The following is a 25,593-nucleotide window of genomic DNA, read 5'->3' as shown; positions in this document are numbered from 1 at the left end:
TTCCCGCCATGGCCATCAACTTCGACCTCAACGACCTGCAAGCCTTTCGCGCCGTGGTCGAGCAGGGCAGTTTTCGCAAGGCCGCCGACACCGTGCGCCTGTCGCAACCGGCGTTGAGCCGACGCATCGAAAAGCTCGAAGACGCTCTCGGCGTGAAGCTCTTCGAACGCACCACGCGCAAGGTCAGCCTGACCCAGGCCGGGCGCGGATTCATGCCCAGTGTCGAGCGTTTGCTCGATGATCTCGATGTCGCGTTGCTGGGCATCAGCGAAGTCGCTTCGACCCGTTTGGGCCATGTCACCGTCGCTTGTGTGCCCTCGGCGGCGTACTACTTCATGCCTCGCGTGGTCGCGCGCTATCACCAGCAATTCCCGCGCATCAAGGTCAAAGTGCTCGACTCCAGTGCGCACGATGTCTTGAGTGCGGTGGTCAATGGCGAGGCGGATTTCGGCTTGAGTTTTCTCGGCACGCAGGATGCCAAAGTCGAGTTCGAACCGCTTGTGCAGGAGTGCTACGTCGTTGCCTGCCGGCGCGATCATGCGTTGGCCGGGCGCAGCAGTGTGAGCTGGGACGAGTTCTATCAGCAGGATTACATCTCGCTCGACAAGACGTCCGGCAACCGCTTTCTGCTCGATCAGGCGTTAAGCAGCGTGGTGCCGCAGCGCTCAAGCATCTGCGAAACCCGGCATGTGACGACGATGATCGGTCTGGTCGAGGCGGGGTTGGGCGTGGCGGCGGTGCCGCTGATGGCGATGCCCGGTCCGGATCATCCGATCCTGACGCGGGTGCCGCTGACTGATCCGCAAGTGATGCGCAGTGTCGGCATCATCAAGCGCCGGGGTCGTACGTTGACTCCGGCGGCACTGGAGCTGGAGCGGCTGGTGGTGGAGATGAAAGTCCAGCCGCCAACGATCAGTGCTTGACCGAGTCCAGCCCGGTGGCCTGCACGTCCGCTTGTGCGGCGGGCGCGGCGAGGTAGGCGAGCAAGGCTTTGGCTTCTTGCGGATGTTGCGCGCCGACCGGAATGCCGGCGGCAAAGCGCGTTACCGACTGCACCGATTCCGGAATCTTCGCGACGAAACTCACGCCCGGCACCGGCAGCAATTCGCTGACCTGCTGGAAGCCCAGTTGATAGTCGCCGGTGGCAACCACCGAGCCCACCGGGATTTTCGCAATCATTTTGGCCTTCGGTTTCAGCTGATCTTCGATGCCCAGTTTTTTGAACAACTGCTGCTCGATGTACACGCCGCTGGCGCTGTCGGAGTAAGCCACCGATTGTGCGTCGAGCAGGGTTTTCTTCAGGCCGTCGACGCTGCTGATGTCCGGTTTCGGCGCGCCTTCACGCACCACCAGGCCGATCCGCGAATCTGCCAGCTCAACGCGCGAGGCGGGGTCGACCTTGCCTTGCTTGATCAGGTCATCGAGGGCGTAGCCGACCATGATCACCACGTCGGCATGCTCACCGCGCGCGAGGCGGTTGGGGATCGCCTCCGGCGCCTTGCCCATCGACGGGCCGAGGCTGGTGGTCAGCGTGTTGCCGCTGGCGGCGGCGAATTTCGGCCCGAGGATTTTGTAGGCGGCAGTGAAGCCGCCGGAGGTCATCACGCTCAACTCTTCGGCCTGGGCCGCGAGGTTGAACGCGAGACCGGCGAGCAGGGCGGTGACAGTAAACAGTTTTTTCATGGCGAGTTTTCCTCAGGCCGCGACAGGTTGCAGACGACCACCGGCACGGCGGTACAGATAAAGAGTGGCGCACAAGGCACACAGCGCACCGACGCTCATCCAGTAACCCGGCGCGGCTTTGTCGCCGGTGTACTGAATCAGGAAGGTCGACATCGCCGGGGTGAAACCACCGAAAATCGCCGTGGCCAGGCTGTAGGCGAGTGAGAAACCGGCAACGCGCACTTCAACCGGCATGATCTCGGTGAGCGCCGGAATCATCGCGCCGTTGTACAGGCCGTAGATAAACGACAGCCACAACAGCGACAGCAACATGTGGCTGAAGCTCGGCGCCTGCACCAGATACGACAACGCCGGATACGTCGTGGCCAAGGCCAGCAGCGACATCGCAATCAGCACCGGACGACGGCCGATACGATCCGACAACATGCCGCCAATCGGCAACCAGAAGAAGTTCGACACACCGACCAGCAAGGTCACCAGCAACGCGTCGGAGGTGCTCAGGTGCAGCACGGTTTTGCCGAAGGTCGGCGCGTACACGGTGATCAGGTAAAACGCGGTGGTGGTCAGCGCGACCATCAACATGCCACCAAGTACCACGCCCCAGTTCTGACCGAGGGTGCGGAACACTTCGCCCATGCTCGGGCGGTGTTTGCGTGCGGCGAACTCTTCGGTCTCCGCCAGATTACGCCGCAGCACAAAGATGAACGGCACGATCATGCAGCCAACGAAAAACGGAATCCGCCAGCCCCAATCGGCAATCACATCCGGCGCCATCCACGCGTTCAAGGCATAGCCCAAAGCAGCGGCGACGATGATCGCCACTTGCTGACTGGCCGACTGCCAGGCAGTGAAGAAACCTTTGCGACCCGGCGTGGCGATCTCGGCGAGGTACACCGACACACCGCCCAATTCCGCACCGGCCGAGAAGCCTTGCAGCAAGCGCCCGATCAACACCAATGCCGGTGCAAACAGGCCGATGCTTTCGTAACCGGGTACCAGCACAATCAAGATCGTGCCGCTGGCCATGATCGACAGGGTGACGATCAAACCTTTACGCCGGCCGACATCATCGATGTACGCACCGAGCACAATGGCGCCCAGCGGACGCATCAAAAAACCTGCGCCGAATACGGCAAAGGTCATCATCAGGGAAGCGAACTCACTGCTCGCCGGAAAGAACACCGCCGCGATTTGCGTGGCGTAGAAGCCGAACAGGAAGAAATCGAACTGTTCGAGGAAGTTGCCCGAGGTCACCCGGAAAATGGCGCCGGCCCGCGAGCCGCCGTGTGGGATTGAGGCTGTCATAGAAAAGTACTCCACCGCTTTTATGACGTGCGCGACGGGAGGGCGGCGCACGGTTTTTATTGAGGCGGATGGTGGCGCAGGTGTAACGAGATGTTAATTGCATTATTGGCATGGATTGATGTGCAAAGTGGATCAATGGTTTTTTTGGGTATAAATCCATTGCTGCGTTAACGGCTGCTTATGGTTTCGCCCTCACCCCAGCCCTCTCCCGAGGGAGAGGGAGCCGATTTCGGTTGGTTTTGAAACTTGCATTCGACTCGGTATCGCACGTCGGCGCACTTCTGCCCAACACCTCGGTCAGTCCCCTCTCCCTCCGGGAGAGGGCTAGGGTGAGGGGCTCTTGATTTTGCTTTTGTCTCCAGGACCCCCGAATTCCAATGACCTCAAGCGGCCACCCCCGGCAAAAAAGGAATGATTCCCGCCCCACGCAGTCGGAGTTGAGGTACTACCCAATTCAGGAGGTTCACCGATGAACAGCAAAACCCTAATCGCCAGCCTAGCGCTCGTCGCCGGCATCGCCGGGATCAGCCCACTTGTTCAAGCGGCGCAAACCTCAAATGAACAGGCCGTTCAATCCCCGGTCAGCGACCGCGAACTGAAGGTCAACGACCGTGCCCCGGATATTTATCAGCGCAGTGAAAAAGCCATCGACTGGAAAACCAAGGGCCTGAAAAAACCTGTTGATCAGGCGCAATGGGTACAGATCAATGATCAGTACGTCATGGTGATGATCACCAACGGGACGATTGTCGAGATGAAGCCGGTCGAGCGCTAGAAAATACCAGCCAGAAAGAGCTATGCGAGACTTGCTTCACCAACGATTTCTGTCGCTTAATCGAGCCAAAGGAATGGCTCACTAAGGACAGTTAATGTTTATTACATCCGCTAGCCCGGAAGACGTGCTCCGTTGGTTCAAGAATGCCGACCATGGCCAAGAAGTTCTTTGCTTGCTGTTGGCAAACGAAAGCAGTCTTGCCGCCAGTACCAGTAAAGATGGAAGCGGCCTGCTTTCCTTAATAAAAAATTACTCCAAAACCAACGTCGCCTTGGGCAGTCGTATCGCATTTCTCGTTTTTCATGCTCAAGCGGAAAAAATGTTGGAACTGCCAGGAGCCAGGAGTACGCGCAAGATATTTTTCGCCGATAACCTGTTAGCGCCTGAGAGTCACGTCACATTACCTCTGAGTGAGGTGCCTGTTTTCAAAGATGTCAGTGAAGACGATTTTGCCCGTCGCATGATCCTTGCCGAAGAGACCGCCGAGTCAACCTTGCAACTGGACGCCAGTTTCGTTGAGCTGCTAGGGATTGACGCGCAAAGCTTGCCCGCCATTTGTACTTTTGTCCGAGGTATTGATGAGGTGGCAGTCAAGTCGTTGCCCGCTCAATGGACGCAAAAGGAAGTGCAGGAGTATTTCCATGCGCTGCAGGCATTTTTGGACGAGCTGGATGCAACTCCGCTTCCACCGCCGATGGGGGGTATCGAACAGGCTTATGGGCATCTAGCTGATTTGATCGTTTCCATCGAGGCCAACAAGAGGAAAGTCGACAAGGTCTTGCTGGCGCTCGCCAAACATTCCAGTTTGCCGGAATCGGAGCAGCGATTGGTCGACGGTTTTATCAAAGAACAGAGCGGGACAACAGAAGCTCTCCAAGCGCTTTTCTCCCAATTGCCATCCATCGATTTTTCGCTTGCGAGCCAGGAGTCGCGACGACTCAAATGTTTGCGATTGGCGGAGAGTATTGATCGCGCGCTGGAATTACTTCGTGCTTACCACGTTGACCGTTTTAATGAGACCGAAGAGCTGCAACTGGAAAGAATCGAAAGGCGCCAGGCTCAACTTTCGGAGTTTGTTCATAAACTTGCTGCTAAGCGTACACTTACAACACTGGGCGCCCCGCGTGCGCTTCCAGCAGGTTTCTGGACGGTATTGGGGCGGGCTAAAGACATATTGGATATCACCAAAACATTGTCGGAACTCCTGAAACCCTCATAACCCCAGTATCAGGCTCTGATGTTTTCAACCTGATGCCCCAACCGATACTGGTTGTTACCACTGCGCTTGGCCTCATACATCGCCAGATCGGCAATGTGCAGCAAGCGATCCATAGCCGTCGCATGATCCGGAAACACCGCCACGCCAAGGCTGGTGCCGATGTGGCGCTGGTCGTTGCCGATGCTGATCGGGGGCGACAGTTCGATGAAAATTTTCTGGCAGATGCTGCGGGCTTCGTCCTGCAAACTCAGGCTCGGCGCCAGACCTTGCAGGATCACCACGAACTCATCGCCGCCAATGCGCGCGACGGTGTCGGTGGCGCGCAAGATGCGTTTCAACCGTGTTGCCGTAGTGATCAGCACCCGGTCGCCGGCGGCATGGCCGTAGCGATCATTGATGGTTTTGAAACCGTTGAGGTCGACGAACACCAATGCGACGCGGGTCTCGGTCTGCCGCGCTTGATCCAGCGCTTCGGACAGGCGTTGCTCCAGTACCAGGCGATTGGGCAGGCCGGTCAGCGGATCGAAGTGAGCGAGGTGTTGCAGGTAGCTGGCCGAGGCTTTTTCTTCGGTGATGTCGCGCACCACGCCCATCATTTTCACCACCGCGTCGTGGTCGTTGCGCACCACGTTGCCGGTTTCCCGCAGCCAGCGAATCGTGCCGTCGGGCCACACCACGCGGTATTCCTCATCGTGGTTTTCGCCAGTCTCCAGGCAGCGCAGTTCGCCTTCGCGCACCTTGGTGCGGTCGTCCGGATGCACGCAGGAACAGAACAGCGCATAGGACGGCGTGATTTCGCCGATCTTGAACCCGAACATGCCGTAAATCGCATCCGACCAGTACAGCCGATCCGTGTCGACTTCCCAGTCCCACGTGCCGATGCGCGCAAAGTACTGGCTGCGCTTGAAACGCTCGACGTCGCCGTCCTGCTGAATGTGTTGGCCATCGGCGGCCCGTCTCAGCAGATCACGATACTGCGCGAGCTGCCTGCGAAAACCGCGTTCGCGCCACAGCAGCAGGGCGATGATGGCGAGCAAGATCGCGCCCACGGCAAGGCTGATCCAGAACAGAGTCATTCAGGCGCTGCCAGCATGTCGGGTCGATCCGTGGAGTAATGGCGGTTGGCTATGTTAATGCTTCAATACTCTGTTCCGATACCACGTTGATCTGCGCTGGCAGGTTGCCAATTACCGGCAATTCTGGGAAAACGGCTGCCGGCTGAACAATAGAGTGAATGTTATGAATGATGAACTGCAGGTAATCGATCTTCAGGTCGGCGAAGGCAAAACCGCCGTCAAAGGCGCGCTGATCACCACCCAATACACCGGTTGGCTGGAAGACGGCAGCGAGTTCGATTCTTCCTACAGCCGTGGCAAACCTTTTCAGTGCGTGATTGGCACCGGGCGGGTGATCAAGGGTTGGGATCAGGGGTTGATGGGCATGCAGGTGGGGGGCAAGCGTAAATTGCTGGTGCCGGCGCATCTGGGGTATGGCGAACGGACGATGGGCAAGATTCCGCCGAATTCGAATCTGGTGTTTGAGATTGAGTTGTTGGAAGTGCTGACGCGGGAGGATTGAGATTGGGGGTGTCGATTTGGATGAAGTTCGTTACTTCATCCAAATGCCGTCAGGATGGATCAGGTGAATACGTCTATATCGTCGAGCGTGTCTTCGATGATCCCTTGCAGTGAAGGGTGCGTTTGCTTGGCTGATTCGAGTGCCGCAAAAACTGTTTCAGTATCCAGCTCGCCATGTCGGCGAGCGATGTGCCCAAGCGCAGTAGCCGCAGCGGCCACAATTGTTTCGGTTTTGCTGGTCAGGTATTTCAAGCAGATGTCCTGAGCCCAATTTCTATCGGTTTCATTCAGGCCAATGGATACGAGTGCGGCGATTACGTTTGCATCGGTGTCGCTGGCAAGGAGTCTTATGGCCTCGTCATGGCTTATAGATGGATCTTGATAGATGAGACCCATTGCCGAAGTTAACCCCTGAGGCCTATAAAAAGATCGAGTTCCGATGGCAGTTTTTCATTAATCGCCACGCCGATTTTTTGAGCTTGATCGAGTGTCAGCAGCCACTCGCCGTCGGGACTTTCGTCAAGGCTTTCCCAACCCATTGCAGCCAAAACTGCCGATTCAAATTTAGGCCCAACTGTAAGTTGGTATTTTAAGGTGTGGTCGCCCTCGTCACCTTTCAAGAAACCGCTAATCCATAAAAACATCTGTAGCTTCCTGTCTGCCTCACCCATTGGAGTGGCTGGTCTGACGGGGGAGTTCTCTCTTGAAAGCGTTCGCCTCAACTTGGCCAGCAGGCGCATATTGGCGGCGTCCTGCGGTGTGTCTTCCAATGCTTCCCAGACACAAGAGAAGCTTTGGAAGCGGGGGTGATGTTCCTTCATGGTTTGAGCCTTCCTGGGTTTTGGCTTTCAGATATTCGTCAGCAGAAAGAACGCTTTCGCGAGCAGGCTCGCTCCCACATTGGAACGGAGGTGTACTCGAATGTCGCGAGTAACCGCGAACACCTGTGGGAGCGAGCTTGCTCGCGAAGAACGATCACGCGGTCAATCAGGCTGCGTGTGCCATCTCGGCCAGTGTGTCGGCCACGGTTCTTTGTAGTGAGGGGAACCGGCGGGTCACGCGGCGCAGTGCGGGTAGCACGGCGTCGATTTCCAGTTCATCGAGTTGGGGAAGGACGGTGACGGCGGAGGCGACGATGGATTCGCGTTCGCTTTCGAACAGCACCAGGCAGGCGTTCTGTGCCCAGCGTCCGTCCCGTTCGTTGAAACCCATGGCCACCAGTGCCGCGACGACTTGTGCATCGGTTTTGTTGGACATGTTTATTGCCTCAGGGCGGGGTCGATTTTGTCGAGGGCGCGGTTGACCGCGAGTTCGCCGAGCATGACCACTTGCTGGATGCCGAGCACGGTGTTGCGGTAGGGCGAGTCGAGCAGGGCGGCGAAGTCGCTGAGCATGACGCTGGCCGAAGCCATGGATTCGCAGGCATGGGCCATGAGGTCTTCGGCGCCGGTGTTGGGGTCGACGAGGAACATGGTGCTGGGTTTGCGTGGTGGCGCTGGGGGCGCGGGTTTCAGGTAGTGATCGAGGGCGCGTTCGGCGGCTTCGTGGAGTTTTCTGGAGCCCGGTGTGGAATAGGGGGACGTTGGATTTGGATCTATTTCCGCTTCTGTTTCGGGCGGATTCGGAGTGATTTTGAACATATGCTAGGAAACCTCAATGAGGCTGACACCGTTTGCGACTAAACATTGGGTGGCAGCTATACGCAGGTTAGTCGACCGGACTCCTAGCTAAACCGGCGCGCTCGAAAGCGCCCTACGCATAGCTGCCATTGAGTGCAGGCATGGAGATGCCAGACTGAATAACAGCTTGCAAGCTAGAGATGACACCGAGCGACTAAACCCGATCACTGAACATTCAGTGACGCGAACCAAGTTACCGGCAGCCCCCAAGCCGCACAAACCGGCGGATTCTGGCGTAGTTGTAGGCAAAGGCGCAAGGCGCTGTAGCCTCATGGCTGATGTCTAAATGATGCTGCGTTTGACAGGGCGCTTTCGCGAGCAGGCTCGCTCCCACAGGGGAATGCATTCCAACAGGTGGAAGCAAAAAGATCCTGAAAATCACCTCAGGACTCAACCCTCACACCCCGCCCAAACCGCTCCCGATACACCGACGGCGGCACCCCCACCACCCCACGAAACGCCACACGAAAACTCTCCACCGACCGATAACCACAACGCTCGGCAATCTGCTCGGTATTGTCCGGCGTGCTCTCCAGCAATTCCCGCGCCCGCGCCAACCGTTCATGCTGCAACCACGCTTTAGGCGACTGCCCGCTGGCCTCGGTAAACCGCCGCAGAAAAGTACGCTCACTCATCGCCGCTTCGCTGGCCAGATCACGCACCTCCAGCGGTTCATGCAAACGCTCGCGCGCCCATTGCATCACCCGCGACAGATCATTGCGCGGCGTCGGGCTGACCGGGGTCGGAATGAACTGCGCCTGACCGCCAGTACGCTGCGGCGACATCACCAGTCGCCGCGCCACCGAGTTGGCGACTTGCGTGCCGAAGTCCCGCGCCACCAGATGCAGGCAGGCGTCAATCCCGGCAGCGCTGCCGGCCGAGGTGATCAACTGACCGGAGTCGACATAAAGCACATCCGGATCGACCGCAATCGCCGGGAAACGCTGCGCCAGTTCGGCGGTGTAGCGCCAATGCGTGGTGGCGCCATGTCCATCGAGCAAACCGGTGGCCGCCAGCACAAATACACCTGAGCAAATCGACAGCAATCGCGCACCCCGGGCATGGGCCTGGCATAGCGCGTCGATCAATGCTGGAGGCACCGCCGCGTTGCGATCGCGCCAGCCGGGAATGATGATGGTGCGCGCCTCGGCCAACAATTCCAGGCCGCCATCGGCCAGTACTTGAATGCCGCCCAAGGCGCGCATCGGGCCTTGATCGACCGCCGCAATGGCGTGGGTGTACCACGGAAAATCGAACTCCGGCCGAGTCAGGCCAAAGACCTCAACGGCGATGCCGAACTCGAATGTGCAGAGGCCGTCGTAGGCCAGAATCGTGACCAGACCTGGTGATGTCGGCATTTGGCGGAAAATTCCCGGTGAGTGTCTTGTGCGCCACTGTAGCCGCAAGCGACCGCTCGATAAAGTCTGCTCACACCCGTTCAGACAAAGGAGCAACACCCATGACCAGCCTCGTTCGCGACATCCCTGCCGCTCCGTCGGCAATCGCGCTGATGCACTTCAGTAATCGTCTGACTTTCGAAACCGATTGTTCCGACGTCTTCAGTAGCCAAGAGGCTGGCGAGATCGATTTTGTCCTGGTCGACGTCCGTGGATCATTGGCCTATGAACGCGGACATGTGCCGGGCGCGATCAATATCCCGAACCGTTTGCTGACGGCGGCGGAGCTGGCGATCTACCCGAAAACAACGCTGTTCGTGGTCTATTGCGCCGGCCCGCACTGCAACGGCGCGAACAAGGCGGCGGTGAAACTGGCAGCGCTGGGTTATCCGGTCAAGGAGATGATCGGCGGGGTTACCGGATGGCTGGATGAAGGCTTTCAGTTGAGTGTGCCGCAAGTAGTCAATGCGGCCATCGGCTGCGAATGCTGACGTTCTTTTAAGACAATTCCTGAGCAAAAAAAGCGCTTGTCCTACAGCCTTTGCACCACGACGGCGCACCCGTTGACCCCGGTCAATCGGTGCGCCGATCTTTCATAAGTATTTGTCGCTTAAACACAATTTACCCTGTGCACGCCGCCATAGACTGCCGGCCACTTCGGTGTTTGTAGCCAATTGGCCATGACCGAACGCTGAATCGAAAGCTGCCAATAAAAGCCTCCGCACACAGGAGTTATAAATGAAGAAGCTAGTGATGTTCGGTGCCCTGGCACTGTCGATGTTGTCCCTGACCGCCGTGGCCGAAGACGCCAAGCCGATCCGCATCGGTATCGAAGCCGGTTACCCGCCATTCTCGATGAAAACCCCTGACGGCAAACTGACCGGTTTCGACGTCGATATCGGCGATGCGCTGTGCGCGCAGATGAAAGTCAAATGCACTTGGGTCGAGCAGGAATTCGATGGCCTGATCCCGGCGCTGAAAGTGAAGAAAATCGACGCGATCCTGTCGTCGATGACCATCACCGACGACCGCAAGAAAAACGTCGATTTCACCATCAAGTACTACCACACCCCGGCGCGCTTCGTGATGAAGGAAGGCTCCGGTGTCAAAGACCCGCTGACCGAGCTTAAAGGCAAGAAAGTCGGCGTGCTGCGTGCCAGTACTCACGACCGTTACGCCACCGAAGTGCTGGTACCAGCCGGGATCGACCTGGTGCGTTACGGCTCGCAACAGGAAGCCAACCTCGACATGGTTTCCGGGCGTATCGACGCGATGCTGGCCGACTCGGTCAACCTCAGTGACGGTTTCCTGAAAACCGACGCGGGTAAAGGTTTTGAATTCGTTGGCCCGACCTACGAAGACGCCAAGTACTTCGGCGGCGGCGCCGGCATTGCGGTGCGCAAGGGCGATACCGCGCTGGCCGAGCAATTCAACAAAGCCATCACCGAAATCCGCGCCAATGGCGAGTACAAGAAAGTCCAGGACAAGTACTTCGACTTTGACGTGTACGGCCATTAATACGCCGTAGAAAAAAGTGGCCCCGTTTGCGCGGTGGCCACTTTTTTTGCGCCCATGATTTATCCTGTTTCACACATTTCCCATGTAGGAGCTGCCGAAGGCTGCGATCTTTTGACTTTGCTTGTGAAAAACAAGATCAAAAGATCGCAGCCTTCGGCAGCTCCTACAGAAACATCGGAGTCTTCCCATGCAACGCATCGACCATGTTCTGCCCTGGAGCCACTTGGGCAGCGAGCGCTCCCTCAGCGTGTTCCGCTATGGCGCGGGCCCCCGCAAGGTGTACATCCAGGCCAGCCTGCACGCCGATGAACTGCCGGGCATGCGCACCGCGTGGGAACTCAAGCAGCGCCTCAATGCGCTGGAACAGCAAGGCCGTTTGCAGGGCGTGATCGAGCTGGTGCCGGTAGCCAACCCGATCGGCCTCGATCAACACGTGCAAGGTGCGCACATGGGCCGCTTCGAACTGGGCAGCGGCAAGAATTTCAACCGTGCCTTCGTCGAACTCAGCGCACCGGTCGGGGCGTTGATCGGTGAGCGTCTGGGCGCAGATGCCGAAGCCAACGTTGCACTGATCCGCCAAGCCATGGGTCAAGTGTTCGAAGACCTGCCGGCCCCGGCCTCGCAACTGGAGGCCTTGCATCGCTTATTGTTGCGCCATGCCTGCGATGCCGACATTACCCTCGATCTGCATTGTGATTTCGACGCGGCGATTCACTTGTACGCGCTGCCGCAGCACTGGCCGCAGTGGCAATCGCTGGCGGCACGCTTGAAGGCCGGCGTGGCGCTGTTGTGTGAAGATTCCGGCGGCAGTTCGTTCGATGAATCCTGCTCGACGCCGTGGCTGCGTCTGGCGCGGGCGTTCCCCAACGCCGCGATCCCGGCGGCGAACCTGGCGACCACGCTGGAACTGGGCAGCATGGGCGACACCCGGGTCGATCAGGCGCAGGCCAATTGTGAGGCGATTCTCGGTTTCCTCGCGGAGCAGGGGTTCATCAGCGGCGAGTGGCCTGTGGCGCCGGGCGAGTGCTGTGAAGGTCTGCCGTTCGAGGGCACCGAATACCTGTTCGCGCCGCACCATGGCGTGGTCAGTTTTCTGCGCAATGCCGGCGAGTGGGTGGAGCAGGGCGATGCGTTGTTCGAGGTGGTCGATCCGTTGCAGGATCGCGTGACCACCGTGCGCGCCGGCACCAGTGGCGTGTTGTTTGCGCTGGATCGCGGGCGTTATACCGAGCCGGGGATCTGGCAGGCGAAAGTGGCGGGGCGGGTGGCGTTTCGTACAGGGAAATTGACCAACGACTGACGGATCTTCACTGGATTCACCGGCCCTTTCGCGAGCAGGCTCGCTCCCACAGGGGAATGCATTTCCAATGTGGGAGCGAGCTTGCTCGCGAAGGGGCCATCGGCGGCACACTGCTGATAGCCCTTCATTGGATCTGACGGCCTCATCGCTGGCAAGCCAGCTCCCACAGTGATTGAAGGTGCTCACAAATATTGTGTTCACACAAATCCTGTGGGAGCTGGCTTGCCAGCGATGGCGGCATCCGCAACACCATTGAGTTTGGAACCACGCCGCAGGATTTTAGGCTCTCCCCGAACCCGACACTCCCACAGTGATTGAAGGTGTTCACAAATATGGTGTTCACACAAATCCTGTGGGAGCTGGCTTGCCAGCGATGGCGGTTTCAACAGCACCACAGAATTTGGTTCCTTGGCCGGGAATGTTAGGCTCCCCCCCGAACCCGACACTCCGTGAAGGAATGCTCTATGTTGAAGGTCTTTGCTCTGTTGACCCTGCTGGCGTCCAGCGCCGTGCAGGCGCAAACCACGCTGCAATCCGATCTGCCGCTCAAGTACATCGAGCAGGTGCACGCCGACGCCGAGGCGCGGCCGCTGGTGATTTTTCTGCACGGCTACGGCAGTAACGAAGCCGATCTGATCGGCATGAAATTTCAGCTCCCGGCGCAATACAACTACCTGTCGGTGCAGGCGCCGCTGGCGCTCGGTGAAGGGCGTTTCCAGTGGTTTCGCAAGAAAGGCGAAGGTGCCTACAACGGCGAGACCGATGATCTGAAGGTCAGTGGCCAGAAACTGCGAGACTTTATCGCGCAAGCAGCAAAGAAATATCACACCACCCCGGACAAGGTGTATCTGATCGGCTTCAGCCAAGGCGCGATGATGACCTACGAGGTGGGGCTGCGGCCGCCAGTCGCCGTCGGCGGGATCGCCGCGTTGAGCGGACGTTTGTTGCCGGTGTTGAAGGCTGAACTCAAGGGCGAGCAGCAGGCGTTGCCGCTGAGCATCTTCATCGGCCATGGCACGGCCGATGACCGTGTGCCGTACCACGACGGCACCGAGGCCAACGCGCAACTACAGAAACTCGGTTACAAGCCGCAGTTTCATGCCTATCCCGGCGTCGGCCACAGCATCAGTGCGGCCGAGCTGCGTGACTTGAACGGCTGGTTGCAGCAGCTCAATCCTTGAGGATGGTTTTCACCAGGGCATCGTGACCCTTCTTGTCGCTGGCGCGGGAGATTACCTGCACCAGTGCCATCTTCGTGCCGGAGCCGGCCATCAGCGTGGTGTTGAGGGTCTGGCCGCCGCCCTGGGTCGCGGTGCTGTCGACCTGACGCAAGCCAAGGCCGGTGCCTTTCTGGGTCAGGCTCTTTTCGCTGAGTTTGTTGAAGTCCGGCAGGGCCTTGCGCTGGTCTTCAATGAAACTCGCCACGCTGCCGTCGAGAAACTGCCCGTCGTTGTCCTTGACGTGCTGGCCTTCGGGAATCTTGTTTTGCGCGGTAATGACCACGGTTTTTGTGGCCTCGTTGGTGTACATCGTGCCCGTGGTCCCGCTTGGGCTGGTCGGCAGCGGGTCGGCGACGAAACCCTTTGGCAGTACAAAAGTGAGTTTGCCATCGAGCATCGAGACTTTCTCGGTGCCGGCATTTTTCTTGGCCGCTTGCGCGTGGAGGGCGCCGAAACCGGCGAGGGCCGCCACCAGCAGGACGACGGCTTTTTTGCTTAACAATGACATGTGAATCTCCGGTGGATGGTCGCGCGAGGCGGGCGATCATCCCACGGAGGGGGGCGGGCGTTCCAGCGTGAATCGTCTGAGCGGTTACTGTGCCTGCGCTTTCGCCAACGGACGGGCCAACAGGCGTTTGGTCACACCAAGCATCCCCACCGACACCGCAACGCCGACGGCAAAACCGCTCAGGCCCATGCTTGGCAACGTCAGTGCCGAGACCAGACAAAACGCTGAAAACGAATACATGCCGGTCGCCGTCGCCCGCAACAGTGCGGCGGTAAATGCCGGGCCGCGAGTCTGTTGCGAGAACACCGCCATGACACTGCCGAGCACCGGGAACACCGCAAGCAAACCGCTCCAGCGCTCGCCGACGGTACTGGCGAGCATCGTCACCACCAGGGTCAACGCGGCGCCGGCGATCATCCGCCAGATCAGTTTGTCCGACTTCGGCGCCGGGCCGTTCAACACCGGTTTCACCGTGGGAAACAGATACGGCGATGCCAGCAGCGCAATCGCCGCCGCCGCCACAGAGAATGGCAAGGACGCTGGAATCAATGACAGCACCCCAGCGATCACGGCCCAGACTGACAACGACGCGGTCAGCGCCAACGGCCAGTTCGCCCGTTGCGCCACCTGCGCGTAGGTGATGCAGAACGCAATCATCGCGAACATCGCCGACAACGCCGCCACCGCCGATTGCGCGGCAAACGCGGAACCCTGTTCGATGGCGAGGAAAAACAGAATCGGCCCGACCACCACCGGCAATCCCGACAGCCACCCGGCCACGCTCGGCCCCCAGCGTTTGCCCGCCAGGGAAATCAGCAGCAGAAAACCGGGAATCAGCAGCAGTTTGAGGATCAGCACGCAGGAGTCTCCATCCGTTGAAGGTGCGCCACGTTAGCATTGTCGACTGGCGATTGCTGCCTATGTGCGCAGTTTTTGTATACAAAGTGCCAGAGGCAATACCCGGCTATGCTCTGTCTATCAGGGCTTGCCGGAGTCGATGCCGCGATGAACAGAACACCGAAGGTGTTGCGCGGATGCTGCGGCATCGGCTTGTGGGCGCTGTTGCTGACGCCAACCTGGGCCAATTGGCAGGACGCCGTGCCTGGCGCGCAGATCATTGGCACCGGCGATTACAGCGTGTTCGGTTTCGATGTCTACAACGCGCGGCTGTGGAGCGCCGCGCGCCCCTTGGTCGACGGCCAGCCGTTTGCGCTGGAGCTGATCTACCGCCGCAGCATTTCCCGCGACGACCTGGTCAAGGCCAGCGTCGACGAAATCAAACGCCTGGCCAATGGCCGCGTCAGCCCGGCGCAGTTGGCCCGGTGGCAAGTCCAGATGCAGCAATCGTTTGTCGATGTGCAGGCCGGTACGCGGATTACCGGGGTGTATCTGCCGGGGCAGGGCGCGCGGTTTTTTGTCGGTCAGCAGTTACAGCACGAGATCGATGACCCTCTGTTTGCCCGAGCTTTTTTTGCTATCTGGCTCGATCCGCGCACGCGCAGTCCCGAGTTGCGCGAACAGTTATTAGGTATGAGCCAATAGATTTTTTTGCGCTTCAAGGCTCAGGCGGAAACCTCTAAGCTGCGTCTTTCCGACTTGTTTCTGGATGTGTGCGTGAAATTCAGTTTGCCCAAAATCGCCACCGCGCCGTTTTGCCCGCCGGAAGTGGCCGGCAGTGTTGCGGTTGACCCTAACGCCGCGTTCTTCAAACGCGTACTGCGTTTCGCCGGCCCCGGGTTGCTGGTGTCGATCGGTTACATGGATCCGGGCAACTGGGCCACCGCCATCGAGGCCGGTTCACGCTTCGGTTACAGCCTGTTGTTTGTGGTGTTGCTGGCGAGTCTGGCGGGCATGGTCGTGCAATGCCTGTGTTCGCGGTTGGGCATCGCCACCGGGCGCGATCTGGCGCAGCTGTCCCGTGAGCGCTACAGCACACCGACCGCGCGCCTGCAGTGGGTGCTGGCGGAAATCTCGATCATCGCCACCGATCTGGCCGAAGTGCTCGGCTGCGCGCTGGCGTTCCACTTGCTGCTCGGTTGTTCGCTGACCTTCGGCATTGCTCTGACGGCGTTCGACACCTTGCTGGTGCTGGCCCTGCAAAATCGCGGTTTCCGCCGGCTGGAAGCGATCATGCTGGTCCTGGTTACAACCATCGGCGTGTGTTTCTTCGTTGAACTGTTGCTGATCAAACCCTACTGGCCTGACGTCGCCCAAGGTTTCAAACCGTCGCTGGCGGCGATCAGCGAGGCGGCGCCGTTGTACCTGGCGATCGGTATTCTCGGTGCGACGGTGATGCCGCATAACCTTTATCTGCACACCTCGATCGTGCAGACGCGGATGATCGGCAAGGACCTGGCGAGCAAGCAGGACGCGGTGAAACTGGCGCGCATCGACACCATCGGTTCGCTGGCGCTGGCGTTACTGGTCAATGCGGCAATCCTGATCCTCGCCGCTGCGGCGTTTCACCAGTCCGGGCACACCGATGTGGTGGACATTCAGGACGCTTACCACTTGCTCGATCCGCTGGTCGGCGGCGCGCTGGCCAGTGTGTTGTTCGGCGTCGCGCTGCTGGCGTCGGGGCAGAGTTCGACTTTCACCGGCACCATCGCCGGCCAGGTGATCATGGAGGGTTACCTGAACCTGCGGATTCCGTGCTGGCAGCGACGCTTGATCACTCGCGGACTGGCGCTGATTCCGGCGTTTATCGGCGTGTGGCTGATGGGCGATAACGCGATCGGCAAGTTGCTGGTGCTGAGTCAGGTGGTGTTGAGTCTGCAATTGCCGTTTGCCTTGTATCCCTTGATTCGCATGACCAACGACAAACGGCTGATGGGGCCGTTTGTGAATCGCTGGCCAACCCGGGTGCTGGCCTGGGGCTTGTTCGTGGTGATCAGTGGTGCTAACAGCTGGTTGATTTTGCAGTGGGCGGTTTGAGCCTATTTTGCAGTGACTGGTTGGGCCTCTTCGCGAGCAAGCTCGCTCCCACAGGGGTATTGGGTGTACACACTAATGTGATCACCCGAAAACTAATGTGGTAGCGAGCTTGCTCGCGAAGACGAACTGTCAGGCGCCCACGTCGCTGAACAATGGAATGCGCCCATTGAGCGAAGGCCGGTAGTGCCAGTTCAAGCGATTCAGATCGATGCCATGCCCAAGTATTTCCCGCACCGTCGCCCCGGCAATACTCATCGCCAACGCTTGTCCCGGACACTGATGCTGGCCACTGCCAAAACTGAAGCTGCGGCGGTTGGCGCGCTGTGGCAGAAACTGCTCCGGCCGTTCGTTAAGCGCCGGATCACGATTGGCCGAGGCCAACAAAACCAGAATCACATCGCCTGCTTCGACCCGCACACCGGCAATCTCGCAGGGTGCGGCGACAAAGCGCCGGGTGTTCTGCACAGGCGGATCGAAGCGCTGCACTTCGCTAACCAGCGCTTCGATGGCTTCGCCGCGCAACGCCGGTTGACGACGTAGCGCCAACAACGTATTGCCGATCAGTCCGGCGCAGGCTTCGAACGTCTGCGAGCAGAGGCCGATCAGGTTGGCGATCAGGGTTTCCTCATCGCCGACAAAGCGCTGCTGGATCGCGCTGAGCAAATCACTGGCGGGTTCGGCGCGCAGTTCGATGAAGTAGCCGCGCAGTTGTTCGGCCGCCGTATCCGCTGCGGCCAATTGCAGGTCATCGCTCAACGGCGACAGACAGGCGACGAAGTCCGCCGTCAGTTCACTGACCACCCGCGCCTGCGCCGGCGTGAATCCCAAAAGCGCCGCGACCACGCACACCGGGCCACGAAACATTGCCTTGTACACACCGTCGGCGTCCGCTGTGATCAGCCGTGCGGCGACCAGTCTGTCGACCGCCTCAAGGTCGAGCGCGGCCAACTCAGGCTCGATCGCCGAACGCAGGCAGCGCTGGCGTTCACCGTCATTCATGCGCATCAGTTGGCCGAAGACTTTGCCGGCCATGCTTCCGGCGATCGCTTTGGGCACCGGCTCCTGCGCCGGACGCACGCGGCAGTCGGCGTGGGCCAACACCGCACACACCGCGTGCGCGCTGCTGGCGACCCACAGTTTCAGCTCGGGATGAAACGTCAGTCCACCTTCTGCCCGCAGTTCGGCGTAGTAGGGATAAGGATCGACATGCGTTGCGGCGCTGATCGGGTTCATGGTTTGCATCCTTGTCGGTGGGGAAAGTGTTGCTACTATCTCCACTGCGCAACGACGACGATTCGTCCGGGAGCGAACTATGCACGCAGAACATCAAGACATCGGCGTATCGCAGGTGGCCGCCGCCATCGCCGAGCCGGCGCGGACGAAAATCCTTTGCTCGCTGATGGACGGCCACGCCCGCACCAGCACTGAGTTGGCGACGATCGCCGAGGTCAGCGCCTCCACCGCCAGTGCGCACCTGGCGAAACTCAAGGATCTGGCATTGGTGCGCCTGCACGTGCAGGGCCGTCATCGCTATTACAGCCTCGCCGATCAGCGCGTGGCGCAGGCGTTGGAAGCGTTGATGGTGATTGGCCAGAACGCCGCGCCGACGTTCAAGCCGCATACGCCGGATCGTCTGCAATTCGCCCGCACGTGTTATGACCACATGGCCGGGACGTTGGCGGTATTGCTGCATGACCGTTTGCTCGAGGCCGGTTGGCTGGTGGCAACCGACGAACACGCGTATCGCTTGAGTGAGACGGGCGAGGTGTTGTTTCGCGGTCTGGGCATCGACGTGCAGGATTTGACGACCCTGCGCCGCAAGTTTGCCTGCCCGTGTCTGGACTGGAGCATGCGCCGGCCGCATCTTGGTGGCTCGCTGGGCGCGGCGTTGTTGCAAATGGCGTTGAAGCGCAAGTGGGTGACACAGGATCTGGACAGTCGGGCGCTGGCGTTGACGGGGGTGGGGCGCAAGGAGATCAGTGCGCGGTTTGGCCTTGAATTGCCGGTAGACGGGCAGATCAAAGGATCGCAGCCTTCGGCAGCTCCTACAGGAATCGCGTACACCCGATAAATCTCGAACCTACCCAATCCATGTAGGAGCTGCCGAAGGCTGCGAGCTTTTGATTTCCAGCGTCTGACCGACGAGGGGTGCATCTGCCACCTTGTATCACCGCAGTCGACCCTATACTGTATATGCAAACAGTATAGGGCCTGCGCCATGCAAATCATCGACAAGCTGAGCATCCTCGCCGACGCCGCCAAGTACGACGCCTCCTGCGCGAGCAGCGGCGCGCCCAAGCGCAGCTCTGAAGGCAAGAGCGGGCTGGGTTCGACTGATGGTATGGGCATTTGCCACAGCTACACGCCGGACGGGCGTTGCGTGTCTTTGTTGAAGATTCTGCTGACCAACTTCTGTCTTTACGATTGCCAGTACTGCGTCAATCGCCGTTCCAGCGATGTTCCGCGTGCCCGTTTCACCCCCGAGGAAGTCGTGGCACTGACCATGGATTTCTACCGGCGCAACTGCGTCAGCGGGTTGTTCCTCAGCTCGGGGATCATTCGCTCGGCGGACTACACCATGGAGCAACTGGTGCGAGTGGCGAAGCTGCTGCGCGAAGAGCATGAATTTCGCGGCTACATCCATCTCAAGACCATTCCCGAAGCCGATCCGGCATTGATTGAAGAGGCGGGGCGCTACGCCGATCGCCTGAGCGTCAACATCGAACTGCCGACCGATGCCAGCCTGCAAGTGCTGGCGCCGGAGAAGGACATCAAGTCGATCAAACAGGCGATGAACACCATCTACACCGGCGTGCAGACTGTGTTGAACGAGCCGCGTTCGGCGAAGTTCGCCCCGGCCGGGCAGAGCACGCAATTGATTGTCGGCGCCGACGACACCGATGACAGCACCATCCTCCACAGCGCCCAGGCCTTGTACGGCAATTTCCGACTGCGCCGGGTTTATTACTCAGCCTTCAGTCCGATCCCCGACAGCCCGAAAAGCGTGCCGCTGGCCGCGCCGCCGCTGATGCGCGAGCACCGTTTGTATCAGGCTGATTTTCTTCTGCGCAGCTACGGCTACAGCGCCGATGAATTGCTCAAGGGGCCGGGCAATCTGGCGCTGGACATCGACCCGAAACTGGCGTGGGCGTTGCAGAATCGTGAGGTATTCCCGCTGGATCTGAATCGCGCCGAAGCGTCGTTGATTGCGCGTATTCCCGGTATCGGACTGCGCACCACTGAACGACTGGTGGAGCTGCGCCGCCAGCGGCGCATTCGTTACGAAGACGTCGCACGCATGCGCTGCGTGCTGGCCAAGGCCAAGCCGTTCATCATCACCAGCGACTATCACCCGCAACAGGCCGAGGTCACCAGCCATATGCTCTATCAGCAATTGCGCGACCGGCCGATGCCACAGCAGATGGGGCTGTGGGGATGATCAATCTCGATTGCGACGACCTGTTCGACACTTGGCGCCAGCAGGCGCGCTGGCTGCTGAGTCATGAAGTCGATCCGAGTCTGGTCAGTTGGGCGTCGGAAGGCTTGGGCGATCTGTTTGCCAGTGATGATCCGGTGCCTGAAGGGCAGGGGCCGTTTCAGGCACGTATTCCACGAGCGCTGCTCGACACCCTGGAACAGGCCTCGCGCTATCGTGGCGATCAACGCTGGAGCCTGTTGTATGAAGTGTTGTGGCGCGTCAGCCATGGCGACCGTACGGCGATGATGGCCGGGGACAGACTCGGTAGCGAATTGCAGCGACGGATCAAACAAGTGAATCGAGAAGCCCATCATCTGCATGCGTTTGTGCGCTTCATCGAGCGGCCGTCCTCCAGCGCGGGTCCACAATACGTGGCGTGGCATGAACCGGCCCACGACATCTTGCCCAGCGCCAGTGAACATTTCATTGGACGAATGGGCAAGCATCGCTGGTTGATCGCCACGCCGCGGGATGGGGTTTATTACGATGGCGAGCAATTGATTCATCAGCGCCAATGCCCACAGGAATGGCAGCAACTGGCGCAGAATGTCGACGATCCCCATGGTGATCTGTGGTTGACGTATTACAGCCACATCTTCAATCCAGCGCGGTTGAACGAGAAGGTCATGCAGGGGCATTTGCCGGCGCGGTTCTGGAAGAATCTGCCAGAGGGGGAGTTGATTCCGGGGTTGATTACGCAGGCGCGGATGGGCAAGCAGCAGAATGGGCAGGCGAGTGGGATTGCTGATCGACTTGGTAAACGGATTGCCTTGAAGAGCGAAAAGCCTACCCTCACCCCAGCCCTCTCCCGGAGGGAGAGGGAGCTGACCGAGGTGTTCTCCCGTACGACATCGACCTGAAAGTTCGCGTCGAACTTCTGTCTGGAGAACAACCGAGATCGGCCCCCTTTCCCCCTCGCCCCCTTGGGGGAGAGGGCTGGGGTGAGGGGGAAAAGATCTCCAGTCTTACCCAAAAAAAACCAACAACCACAATCAAAAAAGCCCCCCACCAATCACTCGGTGGAGGGCTTTTCTACATCAGCAGCCGTCAGATCAAACCTTGACGATCCAGCCCGCTGGCGCTTCGATGTCGCCGGTCTGTACGCCAGTCAGCTCTTTGTAGAGCTTCTGGGTCACTGGGCCGACTTCAGTCTCACTGTGGAACACATGCAGGTGATCGTTGTAGCTGATACCACCGATCGGGGTGATCACCGCAGCCGTACCGCAAGCGCCGGCTTCCTTGAAGTCCGACAGCTTGTCGATCAGCACGTCGCCTTCAACCACTTCCAGGCCCAGACGCGATTTCGCCAGTTCGATCAGCGACAGGCGGGTGATGCCTGGCAGCACGGACGGCGAGTTCGGAGTGATGAACTTGTTGTCGTGGGTGATCCCGAAGAAGTTGGCCGAACCGACTTCTTCGATCTTGGTGTGGGTCATCGGATCCAGGTAAATCGCGTCGGCGAAGTTGGCTTTCTTCGCTTTCGAGCCCGGCATCAGGCTGGCCGCGTAGTTGCCGCCGACCTTGGCTGCGCCGGTGCCCTGTGGGGCCGCGCGGTCGTAGCTAGAGATCTGGAAGTTGTGCGGGGTCAGGCCGCCCTTGAAATAGGCACCGACCGGAATGCAGAAAATCGAGAAGATGAACTCGGGCGCAGTGCGCACGCCGATGTTGTCACCGACGCCGATCACGAACGGACGCAGGTACAGCGCGCCGCCGGTGCCGTATGGCGGAATGAAGCGCTCGTTGGCACGAACCACTTCCTTACAGGCTTCGATGAACTGCTCGGTGTCGACCGTCGGCATCAGCAGACGCGCGCAGCTGCGTTGCATGCGCAGGGCGTTCTGGTCCGGGCGGAACAGGTTGATCGAGCCGTCCTTGCAACGATAGGCCTTCATGCCTTCGAAGCACTGCTGGCCATAGTGAAGGGCCGTCGAGCCTTCGCTGATGTGCAGCACGTTGTCTTCGGTCAGGGTGCCTTTGTCCCACTCGCCATCGCGAAAGTACGACAGATAGCGTTTGTCGGTCTTGATGTAGTCAAAACCCAGCTTGTCCCAATTGATGCTTTCGTTACCCATGACACCCTCTATCACTGAACAACCGTCGAAACGGTTCAAGGCTTCTGACGTTTTTTGGATGGGCACAACAATACTTCATTCTTGGGCGGTTTCGCAGCCGGAATTCGCTCCACTGATCGTTCCCACGCTTGATCGTTCCTGCGCTCTGCGTGGGAATGCCTCATCGGACGCTCCGCGTTCGGCTTTTGGGACGCAGAGCGTCCCCGGCTGCATTCCCACGCAGAGCGTGGGAACGATCAACGCAGCTACAGGTGCAGTGCATGGCCGAGGGCACGCAACGCCGCTTCCTGCACCGCTTCACCCAAGGTTGGATGCGCATGAATGGTGCCGCCGATGTCTTCCAGCCGCGCGCCCATTTCGAGGCTTTGCGCAAACGCCGTGGACAATTCGGAAACCCCGACGCCCACCGCTTGCCAGCCAACAATCACATGGTTATCCCGACGAGCGACCACGCGCACGAAGCCGCTTTTTGATTCCAGCGTCATCGCCCGACCATTGGCGGCGAACGGGAAACTGGAAACAATGCAGTCCAGACCCGCCGCCTTGGCCTCGTCCGGGGTCTTGCCGACCACCACCAATTCCGGGTCGGTGAAGCACACGGCAGCAATGGCGGTCGGGTTGAACTCGCGGGTCTTGCCGCTGATCAACTCGGCAACCATTTCGCCTTGAGCCATGGCGCGGTGCGCCAGCATCGGCTCGCCGCTCAGATCGCCGATGGCGTAGACGTTACGCATGCTGGTCTGGCAGCGGCTGTCGATCTTGATCGCCGAGCCGTTCATGTCCAGATTCAGCGCTTCCAGATTCCAGCCCTGGGTATTCGGTTTGCGACCGACGGCGACCAGCACCTGATCGGTTTCCAGGTTCAGGGTGTCGCCCTCGGGATCACGCACCTGCAAAGTGCCATCGAAACCCAGCACGCTGTGCTTCAGATACAGCTTCACGCCCAGTTGTTTCAGCGCGTCATGCACCGGTTGTGTCAGTTCAGCGTCGTAGGCTGGCAGGATGCGATCCTGTGCCTCGACCACGCTGACTTCAGCGCCGAGCTTGCGATAAGCGATACCCAGCTCCAGACCGATGTAACCACCGCCCACCACCACCAGACGTTTCGGCACGGATGTCGGTGCCAATGCTTCGGTGGAGGAGATGACCGGCCCGCCAATCGGCAGGATCGGCAGATTGACGCTGGTCGAACCGGTGGCCAGCACCAAGTGCTCGCACTGGATGCGCGTGTCGCCGACATCCACGGTTTTACCGTCGATGACCTTGGCCCAGCCATTGATGACTTGAACCTTGTTCTTCTTCAGCAGCGCAGCCACTCCGGTAGTCAGACGATCAACAATGCCGTCCTTCCATTCGACGCTTTTAGTGATGTCGAGGGTCGGCGCGGAAACGCTGATACCCAGCGCCGAATGCTGGCTGTGATGCTCGGTCTGGTGAAACTGCTCAGCCACGTGAATCAGCGCCTTCGACGGGATGCAGCCGATGTTCAGGCAGGTGCCGCCCAGCGATTGGCCTTCGACCAGGATTGTCGGAATGCCCAGTTGCCCGGCGCGGATCGCCGTTACATAACCGCCGGGGCCGCCGCCGATGATCAGCAGCGTAGTGTTCAGAGATTGCATGCGCGCCTTACTCCACAAACAAAGTGGCAGGTTGTTCGATCAAGCCACGAATGGCCTGGATGAAGAGTGCCGCGTCCATGCCGTCGACCACGCGGTGATCGAACGAGCTGGAGAGGTTCATCATCTTGCGGATCACCACCTGGCCTTTGACGACCATTGGCCGTTCGACGATTTTGTTGACGCCGACGATGGCCACTTCCGGCAGGTTCAACACCGGGGTGCTGACGATGCCGCCCAACGCACCGAGGCTGGTCAGGGTGATGGTCGAGCCGGACAGCTCATCGCGGCTGGCCTTGCCATTGCGCGCGGCGTTGGCCAAACGCGAGATCTCGGCGGCGCTGTCCCACAGACTGCGGGCTTCGGCGTGACGGACCACCGGCACCATCAGGCCGACATCGCTTTGCGTGGCGACGCCGACATGCACCGCGCCGAGGCGGGTGATGACTTGGGCTTCGTCATCGTAACGGGCGTTGATTTGCGGGAAGTCGCGCAGAGCGACGACCAGGGCGCGGACGAGGAACGGCAGCAAGGTCAACTTGCCACGGCTCGCGCCGTGTTTTTCGTTCAGGTGTGCGCGCAATTCTTCTATCGCAGTGACGTCGATTTCTTCGACATAACTGAAGTGTGCGGCGCGCTGGGTGGCGTCCTGCATACGCTGGGCGATCTTGCGGCGCATGCCGATCACTTGAATCTGTTCTTCGTCGTTACGCTGGGCGTAAGCAGCGGCAACCGGCGCCGAGGCGTTCGACTGACCTTGCGCCAGATAGGCCTCAAGGTCTTCGTGCAACACACGACCGGCCGGGCCGGAACCGCGCACCAGACGCAATTGAATCCCCAGATCCAAGGCATGTTTGCGCACGGCCGGCGAGGCCAGCGGACGTTCGTCTGCTTCGCGCGCAACCATCGGGCCTTGGCAAACCGCAGCCGGACGCGGGGCGGCAGCGGGTTTGCTTTCCACCACGGTTTCAACTTTCGGCGCCGCAGGCGCTTCTTTGACGGGAGCAGACGCGGCCGATTCTTTCAGATTGCCGGCACCTTCAACCTCGATGCTGATCAGCACGCTGCCAACCGCCATCACTTCACCCGGCTGACCACCGAGCGCAATCACTTTCCCGTGTACCGGCGATGGAATATCGACCATCGCTTTGTCGGTCATCACATCCGCCAGCACCTGATCTTCAACGACCAGATCGCCAACCTTGACGTGCCACTGCGACAGTTCTACTTCTGCGATGCCTTCGCCGATGTCCGGCATCTTGATAACGTGCGTGCCCATTCAGACCTCCATGACCAGTTTCAGCGCAGCTCC

General features: G+C 59.6%; 27 protein-coding genes. 13 read left to right on the top strand and 14 right to left on the bottom strand.

The features are described from left to right. Positions 1 to 8 precede the first annotated feature (8 nt). Positions 9 to 923, top strand: a complete 915-nt coding sequence (locus ACIF4X_RS05660; RefSeq protein ID WP_397481309.1) for a LysR family transcriptional regulator — start codon at positions 9 to 11, stop codon at positions 921 to 923. Here ACIF4X_RS05660 and ACIF4X_RS05655 read toward each other — a convergent pair. Then, a complete protein-coding gene (locus ACIF4X_RS05655; protein ID WP_397481308.1) occupies positions 913 to 1,683 on the bottom strand; it encodes a substrate-binding domain-containing protein in 771 nt (256 codons plus the stop codon). The two genes, ACIF4X_RS05660 and ACIF4X_RS05655, sit on opposite strands and share 11 nt — an antisense overlap. A gap of 12 nt (positions 1,684 to 1,695) precedes the next feature. Further along, positions 1,696 to 2,988, bottom strand: coding sequence for an MFS transporter (locus ACIF4X_RS05650; RefSeq protein ID WP_397481307.1), 1,293 nt, complete (start codon positions 2,986 to 2,988; stop codon positions 1,696 to 1,698). 469 nt (positions 2,989 to 3,457) lie between these two features. On the opposite strand from ACIF4X_RS05650, the gene ACIF4X_RS05645 reads away from it, so the two are divergent. Further along, the gene (locus ACIF4X_RS05645) at positions 3,458 to 3,763 is read left to right on the top strand and encodes an RcnB family protein (protein WP_397481306.1); all 306 of its coding nucleotides are present in this window, start codon (positions 3,458 to 3,460) and stop codon (positions 3,761 to 3,763) included. A gap of 94 nt (positions 3,764 to 3,857) precedes the next feature. Beyond that, positions 3,858 to 4,982: a hypothetical protein gene (locus ACIF4X_RS05640; protein WP_397481305.1), complete on the top strand. Its 1,125-nt coding sequence runs from the start codon at positions 3,858 to 3,860 to the stop codon at positions 4,980 to 4,982. Positions 4,983 to 4,990: 8 nt separating this feature from the next. On the opposite strand, the gene ACIF4X_RS05635 is transcribed toward ACIF4X_RS05640, so the two are convergent. Next, entirely contained in the window at positions 4,991 to 6,058 is a 1,068-nt protein-coding gene (locus ACIF4X_RS05635; protein WP_397481304.1) for a diguanylate cyclase domain-containing protein, read from the bottom strand. Positions 6,059 to 6,221: 163 nt separating this feature from the next. Between ACIF4X_RS05635 and ACIF4X_RS05630 the strand changes: the two genes are divergently transcribed. Beyond that, entirely contained in the window at positions 6,222 to 6,560 is a 339-nt protein-coding gene (locus ACIF4X_RS05630; RefSeq protein WP_034156149.1) for an FKBP-type peptidyl-prolyl cis-trans isomerase, read from the top strand. Positions 6,561 to 6,619: 59 nt separating this feature from the next. Here ACIF4X_RS05630 and ACIF4X_RS05625 read toward each other — a convergent pair whose 3' ends face one another. From ACIF4X_RS05625 to ftrA, 5 genes are all read right to left on the bottom strand, one after another. After that, the gene (locus tag ACIF4X_RS05625) at positions 6,620 to 6,955 is read right to left on the bottom strand and encodes a hypothetical protein (protein WP_397481303.1); all 336 of its coding nucleotides are present in this window, start codon (positions 6,953 to 6,955) and stop codon (positions 6,620 to 6,622) included. 8 nt (positions 6,956 to 6,963) lie between these two features. Next, positions 6,964 to 7,380 (bottom strand): pyocin S6 family toxin immunity protein, encoded by a 417-nt coding sequence (locus tag ACIF4X_RS05620; RefSeq protein WP_397481302.1) that lies wholly within the window; start codon positions 7,378 to 7,380, stop codon positions 6,964 to 6,966. Positions 7,381 to 7,546: 166 nt separating this feature from the next. Then, complete coding sequence (locus ACIF4X_RS05615; protein ID WP_116030089.1) at positions 7,547 to 7,816, bottom strand: hypothetical protein; 270 nt, start codon at positions 7,814 to 7,816, stop codon at positions 7,547 to 7,549. Positions 7,817 to 7,818: 2 nt separating this feature from the next. Next, positions 7,819 to 8,199 carry a DUF6124 family protein gene (locus tag ACIF4X_RS05610; protein ID WP_397481301.1) on the bottom strand — a complete coding sequence of 127 codons (381 nt, stop codon included), beginning with the start codon at positions 8,197 to 8,199 and terminating at the stop codon, positions 7,819 to 7,821. Positions 8,200 to 8,621: 422 nt separating this feature from the next. Then, positions 8,622 to 9,596 carry a transcriptional regulator FtrA gene (gene ftrA / locus ACIF4X_RS05605; RefSeq protein WP_397481300.1) on the bottom strand — a complete coding sequence of 325 codons (975 nt, stop codon included), beginning with the start codon at positions 9,594 to 9,596 and terminating at the stop codon, positions 8,622 to 8,624. Between the two features lie 101 nt (positions 9,597 to 9,697). Here ftrA and ACIF4X_RS05600 point away from each other — a divergent pair, with 101 nt between their 5' ends. The 4 genes from ACIF4X_RS05600 (at position 9,698) to ACIF4X_RS05585 (ending at position 13,634) form a co-directional block, all read left to right on the top strand. Further along, entirely contained in the window at positions 9,698 to 10,126 is a 429-nt protein-coding gene (locus ACIF4X_RS05600) for a rhodanese-like domain-containing protein (RefSeq protein ID WP_397481299.1), read from the top strand. 247 nt (positions 10,127 to 10,373) lie between these two features. Next, positions 10,374 to 11,153, top strand: coding sequence for an ABC transporter substrate-binding protein (locus ACIF4X_RS05595; RefSeq protein ID WP_016775210.1), 780 nt, complete (start codon positions 10,374 to 10,376; stop codon positions 11,151 to 11,153). Between the two features lie 187 nt (positions 11,154 to 11,340). After that, positions 11,341 to 12,453, top strand: a complete 1,113-nt coding sequence (locus ACIF4X_RS05590; RefSeq protein WP_397481298.1) for a succinylglutamate desuccinylase/aspartoacylase family protein — start codon at positions 11,341 to 11,343, stop codon at positions 12,451 to 12,453. A gap of 464 nt (positions 12,454 to 12,917) precedes the next feature. Beyond that, positions 12,918 to 13,634, top strand: a complete 717-nt coding sequence (locus ACIF4X_RS05585) for an alpha/beta hydrolase (RefSeq protein WP_397481297.1) — start codon at positions 12,918 to 12,920, stop codon at positions 13,632 to 13,634. Here ACIF4X_RS05585 and ACIF4X_RS05580 read toward each other — a convergent pair. Both ACIF4X_RS05580 and ACIF4X_RS05575 read right to left on the bottom strand, forming a co-directional pair. Beyond that, positions 13,624 to 14,181 (bottom strand): hypothetical protein, encoded by a 558-nt coding sequence (locus tag ACIF4X_RS05580; protein WP_397481296.1) that lies wholly within the window; start codon positions 14,179 to 14,181, stop codon positions 13,624 to 13,626. The genes ACIF4X_RS05585 and ACIF4X_RS05580 overlap by 11 nt on opposite strands. Positions 14,182 to 14,265: 84 nt before the next feature. Continuing rightward, positions 14,266 to 15,039, bottom strand: a complete 774-nt coding sequence (locus ACIF4X_RS05575) for a hypothetical protein (RefSeq protein WP_397481295.1) — start codon at positions 15,037 to 15,039, stop codon at positions 14,266 to 14,268. Positions 15,040 to 15,186: 147 nt separating this feature from the next. On the opposite strand from ACIF4X_RS05575, the gene ACIF4X_RS05570 reads away from it, so the two are divergent. Beyond that, positions 15,187 to 15,723: a chalcone isomerase family protein gene (locus ACIF4X_RS05570; RefSeq protein WP_397481294.1), complete on the top strand. Its 537-nt coding sequence runs from the start codon at positions 15,187 to 15,189 to the stop codon at positions 15,721 to 15,723. Between the two features lie 72 nt (positions 15,724 to 15,795). After that, the gene (locus ACIF4X_RS05565; RefSeq protein ID WP_397481293.1) at positions 15,796 to 17,115 is read left to right on the top strand and encodes an Nramp family divalent metal transporter; all 1,320 of its coding nucleotides are present in this window, start codon (positions 15,796 to 15,798) and stop codon (positions 17,113 to 17,115) included. 129 nt (positions 17,116 to 17,244) lie between these two features. On the opposite strand, the gene ACIF4X_RS05560 is transcribed toward ACIF4X_RS05565, so the two are convergent. Then, positions 17,245 to 18,348 carry a cytochrome P450 gene (locus ACIF4X_RS05560; protein ID WP_397481292.1) on the bottom strand — a complete coding sequence of 368 codons (1,104 nt, stop codon included), beginning with the start codon at positions 18,346 to 18,348 and terminating at the stop codon, positions 17,245 to 17,247. A gap of 79 nt (positions 18,349 to 18,427) precedes the next feature. Here ACIF4X_RS05560 and ACIF4X_RS05555 point away from each other — a divergent pair, with 79 nt between their 5' ends. The 3 genes from ACIF4X_RS05555 (at position 18,428) to ACIF4X_RS05545 (ending at position 21,453) form a co-directional block, all read left to right on the top strand. Further along, positions 18,428 to 19,186, top strand: coding sequence for an ArsR/SmtB family transcription factor (locus tag ACIF4X_RS05555; RefSeq protein ID WP_397481291.1), 759 nt, complete (start codon positions 18,428 to 18,430; stop codon positions 19,184 to 19,186). 147 nt (positions 19,187 to 19,333) lie between these two features. Further along, positions 19,334 to 20,554, top strand: a complete 1,221-nt coding sequence (locus tag ACIF4X_RS05550; RefSeq protein WP_134176637.1) for a putative DNA modification/repair radical SAM protein — start codon at positions 19,334 to 19,336, stop codon at positions 20,552 to 20,554. Beyond that, positions 20,551 to 21,453, top strand: a complete 903-nt coding sequence (locus ACIF4X_RS05545) for a TIGR03915 family putative DNA repair protein (RefSeq protein ID WP_397481290.1) — start codon at positions 20,551 to 20,553, stop codon at positions 21,451 to 21,453. Before ACIF4X_RS05550 ends, ACIF4X_RS05545 begins: the two co-directional genes overlap by 4 nt. 192 nt (positions 21,454 to 21,645) lie before the next feature. Here ACIF4X_RS05545 and ACIF4X_RS05540 read toward each other — a convergent pair whose 3' ends face one another. The 3 genes from ACIF4X_RS05540 to ACIF4X_RS05530 form a co-directional block, all read right to left on the bottom strand. Further along, on the bottom strand, positions 21,646 to 22,665 hold the full coding sequence (locus ACIF4X_RS05540) for a branched-chain amino acid aminotransferase (protein WP_053121443.1): 1,020 nt from the start codon (positions 22,663 to 22,665) through the stop codon (positions 21,646 to 21,648). A gap of 245 nt (positions 22,666 to 22,910) precedes the next feature. After that, positions 22,911 to 24,284 carry a dihydrolipoyl dehydrogenase gene (gene lpdA / locus ACIF4X_RS05535; protein ID WP_397481289.1) on the bottom strand — a complete coding sequence of 458 codons (1,374 nt, stop codon included), beginning with the start codon at positions 24,282 to 24,284 and terminating at the stop codon, positions 22,911 to 22,913. Between the two features lie 7 nt (positions 24,285 to 24,291). Continuing rightward, positions 24,292 to 25,560, bottom strand: coding sequence for a dihydrolipoamide acetyltransferase family protein (locus ACIF4X_RS05530; protein WP_397481288.1), 1,269 nt, complete (start codon positions 25,558 to 25,560; stop codon positions 24,292 to 24,294). Between the last annotated feature and the right edge of the window lie 33 nt (positions 25,561 to 25,593).

Origin of the sequence: Pseudomonas sp. NPDC085632, assembly GCF_044541255.1 — a bacterium.
GTDB lineage: Bacteria > Pseudomonadota > Gammaproteobacteria > Pseudomonadales > Pseudomonadaceae > Aquipseudomonas.
Note: the sequence above shows the minus strand (reverse complement) of the source record. Positions and strands in the feature narration are given on the sequence as shown.

Bases quoted from the DNA above. Each gene is read 5' to 3' on its own strand.
- ACIF4X_RS05660 (WP_397481309.1), top strand. From the start codon at position 9: ATGGCCATCAACTTCGACCTCAACGACCTGCAAGCCTTTCGCGCCGTG.
- ACIF4X_RS05655 (WP_397481308.1), bottom strand. From the start codon at position 1,683: ATGAAAAAACTGTTTACTGTCACCGCCCTGCTCGCCGGTCTCGCGTTC.
- ACIF4X_RS05650 (WP_397481307.1), bottom strand. From the start codon at position 2,988: ATGACAGCCTCAATCCCACACGGCGGCTCGCGGGCCGGCGCCATTTTC.
- ACIF4X_RS05645 (WP_397481306.1), top strand. From the start codon at position 3,458: ATGAACAGCAAAACCCTAATCGCCAGCCTAGCGCTCGTCGCCGGCATC.
- ACIF4X_RS05640 (WP_397481305.1), top strand. From the start codon at position 3,858: ATGTTTATTACATCCGCTAGCCCGGAAGACGTGCTCCGTTGGTTCAAG.
- ACIF4X_RS05635 (WP_397481304.1), bottom strand. From the start codon at position 6,058: ATGACTCTGTTCTGGATCAGCCTTGCCGTGGGCGCGATCTTGCTCGCC.
- ACIF4X_RS05630 (WP_034156149.1), top strand. From the start codon at position 6,222: ATGAATGATGAACTGCAGGTAATCGATCTTCAGGTCGGCGAAGGCAAA.
- ACIF4X_RS05625 (WP_397481303.1), bottom strand. From the start codon at position 6,955: ATGGGTCTCATCTATCAAGATCCATCTATAAGCCATGACGAGGCCATA.
- ACIF4X_RS05620 (WP_397481302.1), bottom strand. From the start codon at position 7,380: ATGAAGGAACATCACCCCCGCTTCCAAAGCTTCTCTTGTGTCTGGGAA.
- ACIF4X_RS05615 (WP_116030089.1), bottom strand. From the start codon at position 7,816: ATGTCCAACAAAACCGATGCACAAGTCGTCGCGGCACTGGTGGCCATG.
- ACIF4X_RS05610 (WP_397481301.1), bottom strand. From the start codon at position 8,199: ATGTTCAAAATCACTCCGAATCCGCCCGAAACAGAAGCGGAAATAGAT.
- ftrA (WP_397481300.1), bottom strand. From the start codon at position 9,596: ATGCCGACATCACCAGGTCTGGTCACGATTCTGGCCTACGACGGCCTC.
- ACIF4X_RS05600 (WP_397481299.1), top strand. From the start codon at position 9,698: ATGACCAGCCTCGTTCGCGACATCCCTGCCGCTCCGTCGGCAATCGCG.
- ACIF4X_RS05595 (WP_016775210.1), top strand. From the start codon at position 10,374: ATGAAGAAGCTAGTGATGTTCGGTGCCCTGGCACTGTCGATGTTGTCC.
- ACIF4X_RS05590 (WP_397481298.1), top strand. From the start codon at position 11,341: ATGCAACGCATCGACCATGTTCTGCCCTGGAGCCACTTGGGCAGCGAG.
- ACIF4X_RS05585 (WP_397481297.1), top strand. From the start codon at position 12,918: ATGTTGAAGGTCTTTGCTCTGTTGACCCTGCTGGCGTCCAGCGCCGTG.
- ACIF4X_RS05580 (WP_397481296.1), bottom strand. From the start codon at position 14,181: ATGTCATTGTTAAGCAAAAAAGCCGTCGTCCTGCTGGTGGCGGCCCTC.
- ACIF4X_RS05570 (WP_397481294.1), top strand. From the start codon at position 15,187: ATGAACAGAACACCGAAGGTGTTGCGCGGATGCTGCGGCATCGGCTTG.
- ACIF4X_RS05560 (WP_397481292.1), bottom strand. From the start codon at position 18,348: ATGAACCCGATCAGCGCCGCAACGCATGTCGATCCTTATCCCTACTAC.
- ACIF4X_RS05555 (WP_397481291.1), top strand. From the start codon at position 18,428: ATGCACGCAGAACATCAAGACATCGGCGTATCGCAGGTGGCCGCCGCC.
- ACIF4X_RS05550 (WP_134176637.1), top strand. From the start codon at position 19,334: ATGCAAATCATCGACAAGCTGAGCATCCTCGCCGACGCCGCCAAGTAC.
- ACIF4X_RS05545 (WP_397481290.1), top strand. From the start codon at position 20,551: ATGATCAATCTCGATTGCGACGACCTGTTCGACACTTGGCGCCAGCAG.
- ACIF4X_RS05540 (WP_053121443.1), bottom strand. From the start codon at position 22,665: ATGGGTAACGAAAGCATCAATTGGGACAAGCTGGGTTTTGACTACATC.
- lpdA (WP_397481289.1), bottom strand. From the start codon at position 24,284: ATGCAATCTCTGAACACTACGCTGCTGATCATCGGCGGCGGCCCCGGC.
- ACIF4X_RS05530 (WP_397481288.1), bottom strand. From the start codon at position 25,560: ATGGGCACGCACGTTATCAAGATGCCGGACATCGGCGAAGGCATCGCA.